The organism is Pilimelia terevasa (genome assembly GCF_014647915.1).
GTDB classification, from domain to species: Bacteria; Actinomycetota; Actinomycetes; order Mycobacteriales; family Micromonosporaceae; genus Pilimelia; species Pilimelia terevasa.
The window spans coordinates 47,621-61,975 of sequence record NZ_BMQC01000007.1 but is presented as its reverse complement, the minus strand read 5'-3'; the positions used below and the strand labels follow the sequence as shown (position 1 = coordinate 61,975).

19 protein-coding genes are annotated in these 14,355 nt (G+C 77.6%); 6 read left to right on the top strand and 13 right to left on the bottom strand.

The window, feature by feature from the left end; translation table 11 throughout:
* Positions 1-55 precede the first annotated feature (55 nt).
* Both IEY75_RS11475 and IEY75_RS11470 read left to right on the top strand, forming a co-directional pair.
* Positions 56-820, top strand: a complete 765-nt coding sequence (locus IEY75_RS11475) for an SDR family oxidoreductase (protein ID WP_189114279.1) — start codon at positions 56-58, stop codon at positions 818-820.
* Positions 817-1,611 (top strand): class I SAM-dependent methyltransferase, encoded by a 795-nt coding sequence (locus tag IEY75_RS11470; RefSeq protein WP_189114278.1) that lies wholly within the window; start codon positions 817-819, stop codon positions 1,609-1,611. The genes IEY75_RS11475 and IEY75_RS11470 overlap by 4 nt, the downstream gene beginning before the upstream one ends.
* A 54-nt stretch (positions 1,612-1,665) precedes the next feature.
* Here IEY75_RS11470 and IEY75_RS11465 read toward each other — a convergent pair whose 3' ends face one another.
* Positions 1,666-2,727 carry a UDP-N-acetylmuramate dehydrogenase gene (locus tag IEY75_RS11465; protein WP_189114277.1) on the bottom strand — a complete coding sequence of 354 codons (1,062 nt, stop codon included), beginning with the start codon at positions 2,725-2,727 and terminating at the stop codon, positions 1,666-1,668.
* Positions 2,728-2,832: 105 nt separating this feature from the next.
* On the opposite strand from IEY75_RS11465, the gene IEY75_RS11460 reads away from it, so the two are divergent.
* The gene (locus IEY75_RS11460) at positions 2,833-3,600 is read left to right on the top strand and encodes a maleylpyruvate isomerase family mycothiol-dependent enzyme (protein ID WP_189114276.1); all 768 of its coding nucleotides are present in this window, start codon (positions 2,833-2,835) and stop codon (positions 3,598-3,600) included.
* Between the two features lie 29 nt (positions 3,601-3,629).
* On the opposite strand, the gene IEY75_RS11455 is transcribed toward IEY75_RS11460, so the two are convergent.
* The 7 genes from IEY75_RS11455 to ygfZ form a co-directional block, all read right to left on the bottom strand.
* A complete protein-coding gene (locus IEY75_RS11455; RefSeq protein WP_189114275.1) occupies positions 3,630-4,517 on the bottom strand; it encodes an alpha/beta fold hydrolase in 888 nt (295 codons plus the stop codon).
* Complete coding sequence (locus IEY75_RS11450; protein WP_189114274.1) at positions 4,514-4,840, bottom strand: DUF2516 family protein; 327 nt, start codon at positions 4,838-4,840, stop codon at positions 4,514-4,516. Before IEY75_RS11450 ends, IEY75_RS11455 begins: the two co-directional genes overlap by 4 nt.
* A gap of 65 nt (positions 4,841-4,905) precedes the next feature.
* A complete protein-coding gene (locus tag IEY75_RS11445; RefSeq protein ID WP_189114273.1) occupies positions 4,906-5,265 on the bottom strand; it encodes a hypothetical protein in 360 nt (119 codons plus the stop codon).
* On the bottom strand, positions 5,262-5,684 hold the full coding sequence (locus IEY75_RS11440; protein WP_189114272.1) for a helix-turn-helix domain-containing protein: 423 nt from the start codon (positions 5,682-5,684) through the stop codon (positions 5,262-5,264). The genes IEY75_RS11445 and IEY75_RS11440 overlap by 4 nt, the downstream gene beginning before the upstream one ends.
* Before the next feature lie 94 nt (positions 5,685-5,778).
* Positions 5,779-6,738, bottom strand: coding sequence for an asparaginase (locus tag IEY75_RS11435; RefSeq protein WP_189114271.1), 960 nt, complete (start codon positions 6,736-6,738; stop codon positions 5,779-5,781).
* An 83-nt stretch (positions 6,739-6,821) separates the two neighbouring features.
* Positions 6,822-7,475, bottom strand: a complete 654-nt coding sequence (locus IEY75_RS11430) for a DUF4360 domain-containing protein (protein WP_189114270.1) — start codon at positions 7,473-7,475, stop codon at positions 6,822-6,824.
* Positions 7,476-7,734: 259 nt separating this feature from the next.
* The gene (ygfZ, locus tag IEY75_RS11425) at positions 7,735-8,847 is read right to left on the bottom strand and encodes a CAF17-like 4Fe-4S cluster assembly/insertion protein YgfZ (RefSeq protein ID WP_189114269.1); all 1,113 of its coding nucleotides are present in this window, start codon (positions 8,845-8,847) and stop codon (positions 7,735-7,737) included.
* Positions 8,848-9,061: 214 nt separating this feature from the next.
* Between ygfZ and IEY75_RS11420 the strand changes: the two genes are divergently transcribed.
* The gene (locus IEY75_RS11420) at positions 9,062-9,919 is read left to right on the top strand and encodes an aminotransferase class IV (RefSeq protein ID WP_189114268.1); all 858 of its coding nucleotides are present in this window, start codon (positions 9,062-9,064) and stop codon (positions 9,917-9,919) included.
* A gap of 45 nt (positions 9,920-9,964) precedes the next feature.
* Here IEY75_RS11420 and IEY75_RS11415 read toward each other — a convergent pair whose 3' ends face one another.
* Together IEY75_RS11415 and mtfM are read right to left on the bottom strand one after the other, a co-directional pair.
* A complete protein-coding gene (locus tag IEY75_RS11415) occupies positions 9,965-10,537 on the bottom strand; it encodes a heme-binding beta-barrel domain-containing protein (protein WP_189114441.1) in 573 nt (190 codons plus the stop codon).
* A gap of 55 nt (positions 10,538-10,592) precedes the next feature.
* Complete coding sequence (mtfM, locus tag IEY75_RS21270) at positions 10,593-10,694, bottom strand: small membrane protein MtfM (protein WP_268244346.1); 102 nt, start codon at positions 10,692-10,694, stop codon at positions 10,593-10,595.
* Positions 10,695-10,760: 66 nt separating this feature from the next.
* On the opposite strand from mtfM, the gene IEY75_RS11410 reads away from it, so the two are divergent.
* Positions 10,761-11,123 carry a DsrE family protein gene (locus IEY75_RS11410; RefSeq protein ID WP_189114267.1) on the top strand — a complete coding sequence of 121 codons (363 nt, stop codon included), beginning with the start codon at positions 10,761-10,763 and terminating at the stop codon, positions 11,121-11,123.
* Positions 11,124-11,154: 31 nt separating this feature from the next.
* Here the strand turns inward: IEY75_RS11410 and IEY75_RS11405 are convergent, their stop codons facing one another.
* From IEY75_RS11405 to IEY75_RS11395, 3 genes are read right to left on the bottom strand one after another with little or no spacing between them, the layout of a single operon-like run.
* Positions 11,155-11,667: a hypothetical protein gene (locus IEY75_RS11405; protein WP_189114266.1), complete on the bottom strand. Its 513-nt coding sequence runs from the start codon at positions 11,665-11,667 to the stop codon at positions 11,155-11,157.
* Between the two features lie 25 nt (positions 11,668-11,692).
* A complete protein-coding gene (locus IEY75_RS11400; RefSeq protein ID WP_189114265.1) occupies positions 11,693-12,469 on the bottom strand; it encodes an LmeA family phospholipid-binding protein in 777 nt (258 codons plus the stop codon).
* Positions 12,470-12,501: 32 nt separating this feature from the next.
* A complete protein-coding gene (locus IEY75_RS11395; RefSeq protein ID WP_229789566.1) occupies positions 12,502-13,521 on the bottom strand; it encodes a hypothetical protein in 1,020 nt (339 codons plus the stop codon).
* 106 nt (positions 13,522-13,627) lie between these two features.
* Here IEY75_RS11395 and IEY75_RS11390 point away from each other — a divergent pair, with 106 nt between their 5' ends.
* Positions 13,628-14,335, top strand: coding sequence for a winged helix-turn-helix transcriptional regulator (locus tag IEY75_RS11390; RefSeq protein ID WP_189114264.1), 708 nt, complete (start codon positions 13,628-13,630; stop codon positions 14,333-14,335).
* Positions 14,336-14,355 lie beyond the last annotated feature (20 nt).

Genomic DNA, 14,355 nt, shown 5'->3' with positions numbered 1-14,355 from the left:
AATCAACCAGTGACCTACCTCTCCCCGCGCCGGGTACCCGCGACACAATGGGTGCATGACTACCCCCATCGCCGTCGTCACCGGTGCCTCCAGCGGGATCGGCGCCGCCACCGCCCGGCGGCTGGCCGCCGAGGGCTTCCACGTCGTGGCCGCGGCCCGCCGCGCCGACCGCCTCGCCGCGCTGGCCGCCGAGATCACCGGGGCGGGCGGCACCGCGACCGCGGTCCCCTGCGACGTCACCGACGCGGCCGCCGTCGCCGGCCTGGCCCGGGCGGCCGGGGAGGTCGGCGGCCCCGTCCGCCTGCTGGTCAACAACGCCGGGGGCGCGTTCGGCGCCGAGCCCGTCGCGGCCGCCGACCCCGCGGACTGGCGGCGCATGTACGAGGTCAACGTGCTGGGCACGCTCCACGTCACCCAGGCGCTGCTGCCCGCGCTGGAGGCCGCCGCGGGCACCGTCGTGGTGATCGGCTCCACGGCCGCCCTGGTGACCTACGAGGGCGGCGGCGGGTACACGGCCGCCAAGCACGCCGAGCGGGCGCTGACCGAGACCCTGCGGCTGGAGCTGTGCGGCCGGCCGGTCCGGGTGGTGGAGATCGACCCGGGCATGGTGCGCACCGACGAGTTCGCCGTGGTGCGGATGCGCGGCGACGCCGCGGCCGCCGCGGCCGTCTACGCGGGCGTCGCGGCCCCGCTGGTGGCCGACGACATCGCCGACTGCGTGGCCTGGTGCGCCACCCGGCCCCCGCACGTCAACATCGACCGGCTGGTCGTCCGGCCGCTGGCCCAGGCCGCGCAGCACAGGGTCCACCGGGAGTCGTGAGCCGCCCGCCCCGGCCGCGGGGGGTGGTCACCCGCGGTACCACCGGCCCGCAGCGGCTGCGCGCGATCGACGGCTGGCTCGCCGCCCGGTGCGCCCGGCTGCTGGCGGACGCGGCCGACCCGCTGGTGGTCGACCTCGGGTACGGGGGGTCGCCGGTGACGACCGTGGAGCTGCGCGCGCGGCTGGCGGCGGTCCGGCCGGATGTGCGGGTGGTCGGGCTGGAGATCGACCCGGCGCGGGTGGCCGAGGCGGCGCACGCGGCGGACCCGCCGGGGCTGGAGTTCCGGCGGGGCGGGTTCGAGCTGGCCGGGCTGCGGCCGGTGCTGGTCCGGGCCGCGAACGTGCTGCGCCAGTACCCCGAGTCGGCGGTGGCCGGGGCGTGGGCGGCGGTGTCCGCGGCGCAGGCGCCCGGCGGGCTGCTGGTCGAGGGCACGTGCGACGAGCTGGGCCGGTACGCCACCTGGGTCGCGGTGGTCGGGGGCCGGCCGGCGTCGCTGACGCTGGCGGTGCGGCTGCGCCACCTCGACCGGCCGGCGACGCTGGCCGAGCGGCTGCCCAAGGCGCTGATCCACCACAACGTGCCGGGGCAGGGCGTGCACCGGCTGCTGTCCACGCTGGACGACGCCTGGCGCGTGGCCGCGCCCTACGCGGCGTTCGGGCCGCGCCAGCGCTGGCGGCAGGCGGTGGCCGCGCTCGCCGGGTCGGTGCCGCTGCTCTCCCGGGCGGCCGAGCACCGGCGCGGCGTGGTCACGGTCCCGTGGTCCGTCGTGGACCCGTCGCCGCGCGACTGACCGCGGCGGTCCGCGCGACCTGACCGCGGTGTTCCCCGCGGCGCCGGGGCCGGGTCACAGGGCGCAGTTGACCAGGACCGGCTCGGGGTCGAGGCGGACGCCGAAGCGGTCCTGGACGCCCGCGCGGATGTCCGCGGCCAGGTCCAGCAGCGCCGCGGTGCTGCCGCCGCCGCGGTGGGTGAGGGCCAGGGTGTGCTTGCCCGACACCGCGACACCGCCGCCGCGGGTGTACCCCCGGGCGTACCCGGCCCGCTCGATCAGCCAGGCGGCGCTCAGCTTCACGGCGCCGTCGGCGCCGGGCCAGCCGCGGGGCGCGCCGTCGGGGCAGCGGGCGGCCAGGGCGGCGTACGCCGTGGCGTCGAGCACCGGGTTCATGAAGAAGGAGCCGACGGAGTACGTGTCCCGGTCGGCCGGGTCGAGCACCATCCCCTTGCCCGCGCGCAGCGCCAGCACCGCCGCCCGGACGTCCGCCAGCGGCGCCGACCCGCCCGGGGCGACGCCGAGGGCGGCGGCCAGCTCCGCGTACCGCAACGGCGCCGACAGCCCCGAGACCCGCAGCCGGAAGGCCACTCCCAGCACGACGTACCGGTCGTGCCGCTTGAAGACCGAGTGCCGGTACCCGAAGCCGCACGCGGCCGGGTCGAGCGTGCGGACCTCGTCGGCGGCCCGGTCGTACACCCGCACGCCCGCGACGGTCCCGGCCACCTCCTGGCCGTACGCGCCGACGTTCTGGATCGGGGTGGCGCCGGTGCTGCCCGGGATGCCGGACAGGCACTCCAGCCCCCGGTACCCGGCGGCGACGGTCGCCGCCACCAGGTCGTCCCAGGGCTCGCCGGCCGCGGCCGTCACCCGGACGTGGCCGTCGCCCGCCGGCTCCGCGGCGATCCCGCGGCTGCGCACCAGCAGTACCCGGCCGGCGACCCCGGCGTCACCGATCACGACGTTGCTGCCGCCGGCAAGGATGAGAGCGGGGGAATTTTGCCGGCAACTCTGGATGATTTCGTCATCATTTGAGGCGATAACCAACTCGCGCGCGGGACCACCCAGGCGCAAGGTGGTGTGCGCGGCGAGCGGCACACCCGCCGTCGCCGGCACATCGGCGTTATCGTCGGACACGCCACCACCCTAGGGCCGGCCGCACCGCCTCCGGGCGCCGCCCCGCCCGGGGCGGCGGCCCGCGCGGCCCGGCCGGCCGGCGAGCGAACGGCGAGGGGGTTCCGGATGCACCGGGTCATCGGCGGCAGGGATTTCTGGCTGGGCGCGCTGCGCCAGGAGGGGGCCGCCTTCGACGGGGCGGTCGCCCAGGCGCGGGCGGACGCCCCGGTACCGAGCTGTCCCGGGTGGACGGTCGAGAGCCTGACCGCGCACCTCGGCGGCGCGTACTCCTGGATCCGCGGCCACGTCGACCGCGGCGTCATCGCCGCCCCCGAGCCGGTCGCCGCGCACGCGGTCGAGATCCCGCCCTGGCCGCGGACCGCGCAGTGGTGCGCCGAGCGGCACGACCTGCTGCTGGCCACCCTCGAACACCTCGACCCGGGGATGCCCGCCTGGAACTGGGCGCCGCAGACCAAGACCGCCGCCTTCTGGTTCCGGCGGGCGGCCCACGAGGCGGCCGTACACCGCTGGGACGCCCAGGCCGCGGTCGGCACCCCGACCCCGATCGAGGCCAAGCTCGCCGCCGACGGGGTCACCGAGGTGCTCGACACCTGGCTGCCGGCGGGCCGCCGGTTCGCGCCGCAGCCGCGTACCGGAGTGGTCCGACTGTCGGCGACGGACCTGGAGACCGAGTGGTACGTGCGGCTGCGCGACGAGAACGTCGCGCTGCTGGACACCGACACGCTCCTGGACGACGACGAGGCGCACCACGAGACCGCCCACGCCGTCGGTACGGCCAGCGACCTGCAGTTGGCGCTGTGGGGCCGGATCCCGTTCGACGCCCTGGCCCGCGCGGGCGACCCCGCCCTGCTGACCGCCCTGCGCACCGGCTGACCGCCGGGCCGGGTGCCCGCGCGTCGGCGTCAGTCGTTGAGGAAGCGCGAGATCCGTTCGCGCAGGTCGGCGCGGGCCGTCCAGAGCACGCCGGGCCGCTCGTACACGTGCAGGGCCGCGTCCGGCAGGGCCGCGGCCAGCTCCTCGGCCACCGCGACCGGGTGCAGGTCGTCGCCCTGCGCGCCGATCACCAGGCACCGGGCGGCCGCGCGGGCCAGCGCGGCGCGGTCGGCGAGGGCCACCTCCCCGGGCAGCGCGGCGAGCGCCGGGGCCAGCCCCTCGCCGCCGAGCTGCTCGACCCGCTGCCGCAGGTACGCCCAGCCGGCCGGCGTGTGGCGCACCGCGGCCGGGATGTCGACGGCGACGGCGTCGGCGATCGCGGCGGGGTCGCCGGACTCGATGGCGGCCAGCAGCGCGTCCAGCCGCGCGCGGGCCACCGGGCCGCGCGGCCGGTCGAGGACCGCGGGCAGGAAGAACACCGCGTGCGTGAACCGCTCGGGGCTCTCGGCCAGGACCCGGGTGAGCGCCCCGGCGCCGAGGCTGACCCCGACGGCCCGGGTGGCGCCGGTCAGGTCGGCGACGGCCCGCAGGTCCCGGGCGAGGTCGGCGTACGTCCAGGGGCCGGGCGGGGACGCCGAGCGCCCGTGGCCGCGGAAGTGGAAGAACTCGCGCCGGCCCGCGACGCCGCTGGCCAGCGGCCGGGTCTCGGCGATGCCGTTGCCCAGGCCGTGGGCGAAGACCGTGACGGGCGCGCCGGCGCCGGTGGTGAGCCGCTCCAGCGCGACGCCGTGCGGCGTGCGCACCACGGTCGTCGGCGGCTGCGGCAGGGTGGGGCGGCCGCTGCGCGGCGCGGTCGGCCCCGGTCCCGAGATCCGGGGGCCGCCCTCGGGCGGCGGCGGCCAGCGGAAATCCCTCACCAGCCGCCTCGGCCGTCGGTGAGCCCGCGCAGGCCGGCCCGGACGTCCAGCAGGTAGATGAGGCCGGCGGCGGCGCCGATCATCTGGACGAGCAGACCGAACGGCAGGCTGTAGACGATGTGCACCAGGCCGAGCAGCGCCGTGCCGCCGAGCAGCGCGAGCCAGCCCGGCTTGGGCAGGGTGCCGATGGCGGTGAACGCGTCCGCCCGCTGGATCAGGCAGTGCCCGAAGGACACGACGGTGAGCCCGAAGGCGATCAGCCCGACGACGAGGTCGAGCACGAGGACGACCGTCTGGTAGAAGAGCGGCGCGGAAAGGGCCATGACCCCAGCTTAGGCCGCCCGCGGCGGGGTGTGCCGGCCGCACACCCCAGCCGGGCGCGGCCGCCTCAGCGGCCGGTCGGGGTCGACGCCGCGGCGCCGCCGCGCGGGCGGCGGACCGGGCGGACGGTCGCCACGCCGGTGGCCTTCCCCGGCGTGGTGTCGACGTGGCCGACGACGCGCTCGCCGCGGACGACGAGGTCGCGGTAGATCTCGCCGGCCCGGACCGTGGCGGTGGCGAACGCGGTCCGCGCCTCGGCGCGCAGGTGGTCCAGGTCCCCGGACCGCGCGCGCAGGGTGGTGGCCCGGTCGCGGATCCCGTCGACGGCGGCCGGCAGGCGCTTGCGCAGTTGCTGGAAGGCCAGGTCCCCGGCGCCGGCGGCGGCGTACAGCGGGTTCGGCATACGGTTGCGGGTGTCGGTGCTCATGTCTGCTCCTCCTGGATGCTGGCGGCTGGCGTGGGCGGTGCGGGCGGTGCGGGCGCCTCGCCGGAGTCGCGCTGGCGCGCGTTCTCCCGGCGGAACGTCTCGTAGATCTGGGTCAGGGACTGCTTCTGGGCGGTACTCAGGTCGGGGTCGGCGGCGACCGCGGCGAGGACGCCGCCGTCGTGCCGGCCGTCGAGCAGGCCGGCCCGCAGGTACATCAGCGGGGTCGACACGCGCAGCGCGCCGGCCAGTTGCTGGAGCACCTCGGCGCTCGGCTTGCGCAGCCCGCGCTCGATCTGGCTGAGGTACGGGTTGCTGACGCCGGCCTGCTGGGCGAGCTGGCGCAGGGAGATCCGGGCGTTGCGCCGCAGGTCCCGGATGAACTCGCCGATGTCGCGGGGCGGGTCGTTGGCGTCGGTCACGGTGCCGACGCTAGTCCCGGCCGCTAGCACCTGCAAGCAGAACGCTTGCAAAAGTTAGCGACACCCGTCACGGGCGCCCCGCCGGCCTCAGGAGTCACCACAGGGGGCGCAGGGCGCCGACCACCGCGGCGCCGCCGGTCAGCGGCGGCTCGGCGTACCGGTCCAGGACCTCGCCGCCGATCCCGAGCCGGCGCAGGGCGGACACCAGCACCGGCGGCCGCGCCCGCGCCCCGCCGTCGTCGATCTTCATGGCGACCGCGCCGACCTCCGGTACCGCCGCGACCCAGACGGCCTCCGCGCCGACCTTGCACAGCAGGCCCGGTACGCCGCTCATGAAGGCGGTGTCCTCCGCCCCGGTACCGGCGACCAGCTCCGGGTGCGCGCGCATCGCGTCGGCCACCCGCCGCTCCACGGTGCCCGGCTCGCCGTGCACGATCCGCAGGTACGCCCGCGCCAGCGCCGTCAGCGACACCGCCAGGACCGGCGCCCCGCACCCGTCCACGCCCGTGGCGGCCGGGTATTCGCCGGTGAACTCCTCGATCGTCAGGGCGATCCGCTCCTGGAGCGGGTGCTCCCGGTCGTAGTACTCCTCCAGCGGCCAGCCGTTCTCCCGGCAGGTCAGCAGCATCCCGGCGTGCTTGCCGGAGCAGTCCATGTAGATCCGCGCGCGGCCGCCGCCGGCCGCGTAGACGGCCGCCTTGGCCGCCTCGCCGCCCGGGACGGCCGGGGGGCAGCGCAGGGCGGTCTCGTCCAGCCCGGCGCTGCGCAGCAGCGCGCGGACCCGGGCCACGTGGAAGTCCTCGCCGAGGTGGCTGGCGCAGACCAGCGCCAGGTCGGCCGGGTCGGCCAGGCGCAGGCCGGAGCGGAGCATCCCGATGCCCTGCATCGGCTTGCTGGACGAGCGCGGGAAGACGGCGCCGGTGGTGTCCCCCGCGGCGGCCAGCACCGCCCCGGCGGCGTCCAGTACCACGACCGAACCCCGGTGCACGCCCTCGGCGAAGCCGGACCGCACGACCTCGACGAGCGGCGCACCGCCCTCATACGCTTTGCCCATGTATTGACCGTACCTAGTTGATCACGAATCGACCGCCTGAACGGTACGGGAGTTCGGTCCGGGCCGGCGCCACCGGGTCGGGCTCACCCCTGGCGGGCCGGCTGGACGGTGAAGCGCAGGTACATGGTCGCGCCACCGGCGTCGGTCGCCCAGCGCAGGACGCTGGCCCCCGGGTCCCCCGCGCCGGCCCTGGCCGAGAGCGCGACGTCCAGGGACACCGACTGCCCCTGTGCCTTGCCGGCCGGCGCCGCCACCTCGTCGGAGTACGACCACGGACCCGCGGTCGGGCCGGTGAACGGCCTGCGCGTCGTGACGTACGCCCCCGCGTTGCCCGGCAGCAGGTAGTTGATCTCGCTGACGGCGGTCGCCCCGGCGGTCAGCTCGGCGACACCGTGGTACGTGGCCTGCCGCAGCAGGGCCGTCTGCCCGGCGGGCACCACCACCCGGAAGCTCAGGCTGCACGTACTGCGCGCCTCGGCCACGTGCTCGCCGCTGTCCACCTGGCCGACCCGGACCGTCATCGCGGGCATCGCCACCGCGACCACGTTGTCGGCCACGCCGACGAGCTTCGGCTTGTCGGCCGAGCAGGCGCCGCCGTGGCCGATCAGGCCCTTCACGGTCAGCGCCGGCTCGGCGAACACCGCGGGTCCGGCGTCGCCGACCGCGGCGACGGCGGTCCCCGCCGTCGCGAGCAGACCCGCGGCAAGGGCGATTCCGAGCGTCGTCCGCACTGCCATGTCCATCACTCCCCAACATCGGTGCGGGCAAGTGGGCGCCCGCCACCAATAGCCGCGCCCCGGCTGCGCCGGCGCGCCGCACCGGCCGGGGCCGGGGCGTGCCATGAAGGTATCGCTGTCGATGCCTGAGACCAACGGGCGCGCGCCTGAACTGACCGGATGTCCGATGCGCGCGAGCTGACCGGGCAGTGTCGCGGCCCGCGGCCCGACCCGGCGCCACCCCACCGGTGGTCCCGCCCGCCGGAACGGGCGGTCCACTTCAGACGGCGGCCGGCTCGACCGCGGCGGCCGACGGCCCGACCCGCAGCGGCGCGTCGTCGGCCACCGACCGCTTGATGACGGCGAGCGCCACCATCCCCCACTCGTGGTGGCGCACGGCCGTGCCGACGAAGCCCACGGCGCGGCCGTCGGCGTTCGTCACCGGGGTGCCCGGGGCCGGCGGCTGGTCGGTGGCGACCCCGTCCAGGTGCAGCAGCGCCAGCCGCCGCGGCGGGCGGCCCAGGTTGTGCACGCGGGCGACCGTCTCCTGGCCGCGGTAGCAGCCCTTGTCCAGGTGTACGGCCGGGCCGACGAGGTCGACCTCGGCGGGGATCGTCCGGTGGTCGGTGTCCGGGCCGACCCGCGCGATCCGGGCGGCGACCCGCACCGCCTCGTACGCCCACAGCCCGCACACCGGCACCCCGAGCGTGTCCGCGACCGCGTCGACGCGGTCCCGGGGTACGACCAGGTCGACGCCGAGCCGGCCCCGGCGGGCGAAGCCGCCCCCGGGCAGCGGCGCGACGGGGTACGCGCTGGTGGCCGTCGGCGGCACGGTGCCGGAGGGGAACTTCGGGCCCGGCACGGGGGCCACCCGCGGCGGTGCCGCCAGCGCCGCGCCCAGGGCCGCCGACGCCTGCGGCGCCTCCGGGCCGACCAGCGACAGGACGGCCCACCCGGCGGTCTCGTCCCGGGTCTGCACCCGGGTCAGGAAGCGCATCCGCTCCAGGAACGCCAGCAGCCCGGCGGCGGCGCCGGGCTCGGTGTCCAGCCACACGGTGCCGTCCAGCTCGGCGACCGACGCGTGCCCCTCGATGTGCCCGTTCGGCGACAGCACGAGCAGCTCGGTGCCCGCGGGGCCGGCGAGGGCGCTCAGGTGCTGGGTGGTGATGCTGTGCAGCCAGCTCAGGCGCTCCGGCCCGGTGACCGTCAGGACGCCCCGGTGGGACCGGTCGACCAGGCCGGCGGCGCGCTCCAGGACCCGCTGCTCCCGGGCCGGGTCGCCGTAGTGCGCTGCCACCGCGCCCACGCCCGCCGCCCGGTGGGCGGGGTCGGGCTGGTCGGGGGTGGCCGGGTCGAGGGCGTCGACGGGTACCGCCCCGTCCCGGGCGATCACCGCACCCGCCCGCGCGCAGGCACCGGACGCGGGGCCGCCGCCGCCCGCGCGCCGCCGCCCCGGCCCGCCGGACCACCGGGCCGGTCCGCACCGGGTCTACCCGTCACACCAGAACAGCCGGTCACGTAGCCTCCTCGCCGCCGCTGCGCCCATCGTAGGCCGCGGCGCGGGCGGCGGCGTCCGGGGCGCGGGTGGCGGTGGTTACGCTGCGCGCATGGCGGAGCGGGCGCGGCGGGTGGTGGCGGTACTGGGTCGCGGGGTGGTGCCCGCCGAGGCGCCCCTGCTGCGGGCGGACGACCTCGGCGCGCTGCGCGGCGACGGGGTGTTCGAGACGATGCACGTCCGCGCGGGCGCGCCGTGGCTGGTCGAGGCCCACCTGGCCCGGATGGCGCGGTCCGCGGCGCGGCTGGAGCTGCCGCTGCCGGCGGCCGCCGCGCTGGCCCGCCTCGCGGCGCAGGCGTGCGCGGCCTGGCCGGCGGACGTGGAGGGCGCGCTGCGCCTGGTCTGTACGCGCGGGCCGGAGACCGGCGGGCCGCCCACGACGTACGCGCTGGTCAGCGCCGTCGCCGACGCGGTACGGGCGGCCCGGCGGGCCGGGCTGGCCGTGGCGACCGCCTCGCTCGGCGTGGCCGCGGCGGCCCGGGGCGACGCGCCGTGGCTGCTCGGCGGGGTCAAGAGCCTGTCGTACGCGACGAACATGGCGACCCTGCGCTGGGCCGCCGGCCGCGGGGTCGACGACGTGCTGTGGGTGTCGGCCGACGGGTACGCCCTGGAGGGGCCGACCTCGACGCTGGTCTGGGCCGACGGCGGTGCGCTGTGCACCGTGCCGGCCGCGGACACCGGCGTGCTGCCCGGCTGCACGGCCCGGTACCTGCTCGACCACGCGGCGGGGGCGGGGTTCGCGGCCGCCGAGCGGATGGTGCGGCCGGCCGCGCTCGCGGCCGCCGACGGGGTGTGGCTGGCGTCCTCGGTGCGCGGCCTGGCCGAGGTCCGCGCGCTGGACGGCGCGGCGCTGCCGGCCTCCCGGCACACCGCGGCGCTGCGGGACCTGCTGGGCTTCCCGGCCCCCTGACGCGGCCGTCCGGCGTGGGCGGGCGGTCCCGGCGCGCGGGGGCGGTCAGCCGCCGACGCGGACCAGGCGCGCCGACAGGTGCGGGCTCAGCGGGTGCCCCTGCGCGGCCATCTCCTGGGCGTACAGCAGGGCGCCCTCGACGATGCCGAACAGCCGCTGCCCCGCCGTGACCTCCTTCGCCGTCACCGTGCGGATCACCACGTCGGTGGCCAGCTCCAGCTTCACGCCGTCGAGCCGGCCGACGTACAGCTCCATGACCCCGGTCGGCGCGGTCAGCAGCGCCTCGACCTCGTCGGTGGCCCGGTCGTCCACGATCACCGGGCGCCACCAGCCGACCTCGCGGTACGCCGGCCGGACCGGCCGCGAGGCGTCGTCGAGGATCCACGCGCGCGACTCGTAGGACAGGAACGGACGCCCGTCGTGCGTGACCCTGATCTCCTGGGCGTAGTCGAAGTCCTCGATGCCCGGGTACCCGCCCCGGCCGCGCCCGCGCCACAGCCCGACGTACGGCAGGAGGCCGAGCAGCGACGGGTGCAGGTCCGGCCCCGTGCGCAGGTCGTAGGTCTCCTCGAACGGGTACGGGTCGACCGGCGGGGCGTTCAGCCACGGCGGCTGCATCGGGTTCTCGCTCACCCGGCGAGGATACTGCGGCCCCCGCGGGGCCGCCGCGGCCCTACCGCTGGCGGACCAGCCGCACCACGAGGTACCCCAGCCCGCCGGCGAGCGCCCCGAACGCCGCGACGAGCAGGCTGACGAAGCCGATCTCGGTGACCATGCCGCCCCCCTCGTCGGCGGCCCACCCGTCGCCGCCGCACCGCGCCCCCGATCCTAGGCTGTCGGCATGGCTTCCACACTGGTCGTGAAGGCAACCTCGGGTACCGACGCACCGGAGCGGTGCGCGCAGGCGTTCACCGTCGCGGCGACCGCGGCCGCGGCCGGCGTCGCCGTCTCGCTCTGGCTCACCGGCGAGTCCTCGTGGCTCGCGGTACCGGGCCGGGCCGCGGAGTTCGACCTGCCGCACTCCGCGCCGCTGGCCGAGCTGCTGGCCGCGGTCCTGGGGTCCGGCCAGGTCACCGTGTGCACCCAGTGCGCCGCCCGCCGCGACCTGACCGGGGCGGACCTGCTGCCCGGTGTGCGGATCGCGGGCGCGGCGGTGTTCGTCGAGGAGTGCCTGGCCGACGGCGTCCAGGCCCTCGTGTACTGACGGGGCCCCCGCGACCGCCGGGGGCCGGGTCCTACCGGCCGGCGCGCGGGCGGCAGCCCGTGGCGATGGTGACCGACAGCGCCCGCGGGCCGGCGTCGGCGCGCACGGCGACGAACTCGCCCGCGTCGGCGGTGAACCGGCGGGCCACGCCGTCGCGGCTGTACACGGTCACGCCGTAGGCGCCGGGCAGCTCCGCGGCCAGCGCCCGCAGCAGCGCCGGCCCGTCCGCGGCGGGCGAGGTCACGACCAGCGTCCTGCTCACCTCGTCGCCTGGGCGCAGCGGCGTGATCTCGCACGGTTCGCGGCGGTCGGCGGCCGGCGCGACGGTCGCGGCCAGCCGCGCCGCGGCGCGGGCGATCTCGGCGGCGGCGCCGTCGACGACCGGGGCCGCCGCCTCGGCGGTGCGCTGCTCCCGGGCGGTCGGCGGGTCCTCCCGCGCCGACCGGTACCCGAGCCAGCCGAGCAGCAGCGCCCACGCCGCGACGGCGGCGGCCAGCACGGCGCGCCGGGATCGGCGCGGAGCCCGCGGGCCGCCCTCGGTCATCGGGCCATCGTAGTGGGCGCGCAGGTCAGCGCAGGGGGACGTCGGCCGCCGTACCCGTCACCGTCAGGCCCGCGGGGCCGGGGTCGACGCGCGCGATCGTCAGCGGGAACGGCAGCGGCGGCAGCGGGATGTCGACGGCCATCTGCTCGCCGTACCGGCTCAGGGTCCGGCGGATCTGTTCGGGCACGTCGGCGCCCTCGGCGTCGAGTTCGTCGAAGCGCAGCCGGACCACGTTCTGCGCGGGCTCGACCCGGCCGACGCCGACGACGGTGAACTGGCGGCCGAGCAGGGTCACCGGCAGCCGCGCGCGCAGCCGCCCGTCGGCCTCCGAGAGCTGCAGCCCGGGCTGGCGGGCGAGCGTCTGGACGCTGGCGTAGTCGAGGGTGGCGGTGCCGGTCAGGCGGCGGGCGACGATGTTCCCGCCGTTGAGCACGTCGGCCAGGGTGGCCCGCACGTTCTCGGCGCGCACCCGGACCTGGGACAGCCGGACCCGCTGCCCGTCGGCGCCGCCGCCGCCCTGGGCCTGCACGTCGGAGAGCAGGATGTCCACCCGCCGGTAGTCCCCGGTGACGGCCTGCCACAGGAACGGGAAGCCGCGCACGTCCACGTCGGGGTCGGTGGCGGCGACCTCGCGCGCGACGAGCTGGTCGTGGACGGTCTTGCCGATCTGCTCCTCGGCGACCATCACCCCGAACCGGTCCAGGCCGATCAGGGAGCCGCCCAGCAGCAGCAGGACGACGAGGAGCTTGCCGCCCCGGCGGCGCTTCCGGCCGGGGCGCGGGGGCGGGTTCCAGTCAGACATCGCCGCGCAGCATATCGAAGTCGGTGGCCGTCCTACACTCCCCCGAACGGGACCAGGAACAGGACGTTCCCCACGTACGCCACCGGAGCGGCCAGGGCGAGCCCGGCGATCGGCCCCTGCATGTGCCGGGCGATCCAGAACGTCGGCGGGTCCCCGGCCATCAGCCGGCCCGCCTCGGCATAGTTGGCGCCCAGGTCGGTGAGGACCGCCGCGCAGGCGCACAGCAGCCCGAGCACCGCGCCGTTGGTCGGGGTGAAGGGCGCCACCAGGCTGCTGCCGAGCACGGCGCCGGCCGCGGTACCGAGCATGGCCCCGAGCACGACGCCGAGCGCGCCGCGCGGCACCTGCGGGGCCAGCCGCGGCGACGCGGAGACCGGGTCGACCAGGCGCGCCACGACCAGCGCGACGCCCGCCGCGGTGAGGCACAGCGTGAGGGTCTGGGTGCCGCCGGGCTTGCGGGTGAGCACCACGAGCGTGGCGAACGCCACGACGCCGATGACGATCATCAGCGTGGCGCCGAGGGACTCGGTGACCCGCTCCCGGTCGCTGGGCCGCAGGAGCTGGGCGAGGACCGACAGCCCGAAGCCCGCCGCCGCCACCAGGCCCAGCTTGGCCAGCGACGCCTCGTCGGGCAGGACGGCGGCCAGGTCGGCGCCCAGCGCCACGAGCACCGAGACGCCCGCCACGGCGGGCATCGCCGGCGGCCGCATCGCCATCGTCGAGGCCAGGATGAACAGAAGCTGGACGCCGAGGATGACCGCCACGTACGGCAGCCGCCCGGCACCGAGCCCGATCCCCTGGGCGCCGAGCACGAGCCCGACCGCGAGCAGGGCGGCGAACCCGGCCACCGAGACCGACAGCGCCCGGTCCACCGGCACCGCCTCGGCGGTCCGCGCCTGCTGCGCGGCCTCGACCCGGGCGGCCTCGGCCGTCACCCGCGGATCCTCCGCGGCGCCGCCCCGGCCGGCCCCGCCGCCGGGCGCGCCGGCCCGTCCGCTGTCGTCCTCGGTCCAGGGATCTGCGTCGGCGTCGCCACTTCTCGGGGGGGTCACACCGTCGATGGTGCCAGACGCGCGGCGGCGGGCCGGTAGCGGCGCGGCGGCTATTCTCGACGTCTGAGCTTCCGGCCACCGGCGCGGGAGACGGAGGTGGTGACGGGTGCGGCTGCTGGTCCTGACGGCGGCGGTCGACGGCGCCGCCGTGCTGCCGGCCCTGGATCTGCTGGCGCACCGGGTCCGCACCGCCGCCCGCGACGTGCGGGCGCTGCTGGCCGACCCGGACGCCGACGTCATCCTCCTCGATGCCCGCGCGGACCTGGCCGAGGCCCGGGCGACCTGCCGGATGCTGCGCAGCACCGGGCTGGCCGCGCCGCTGGTGGCGGTGTTCGACGAGGCCGGGCTGGCCGTCGTCCAGGCCGACTGGGGCGTCGACGACGTGCTGGTCGCCGGGGCGGGTCCCGCCGAGGTGGAGGCGCGGCTGCGGCTGGCCGCCGGCCGCGGCGAGGAGGTCGCCGGCCCCGGCGCCGAAGACGCGGCGGTGCGGGCGGGCGAGCTGACCATCGACCCGCAGACGTACGCCGCCCGGCTGCGGGGGCGCCCGCTGGACCTGACGTACAAGGAGTTCGAGCTGCTGCGGTTCCTCGCCCAGCACCCGGGCCGGGTGTTCGGGCGGGAGCAGTTGCTGCGCGAGGTGTGGGGGTACGACTACTTCGGCGGTACCCGGACGGTGGACGTGCACGTGCGGCGGCTGCGCGCCAAGCTCGGGCCGGAGTACGAGTCGATGATCGGGACGGTCCGGCAGGTCGGGTACAAGTTCGTCACCCCGCCGCCGCGGGCCCTCGCCGACGGCGAGCCGGCCCGGGCCTGAGCGCGGGCGCTACGGTGTCG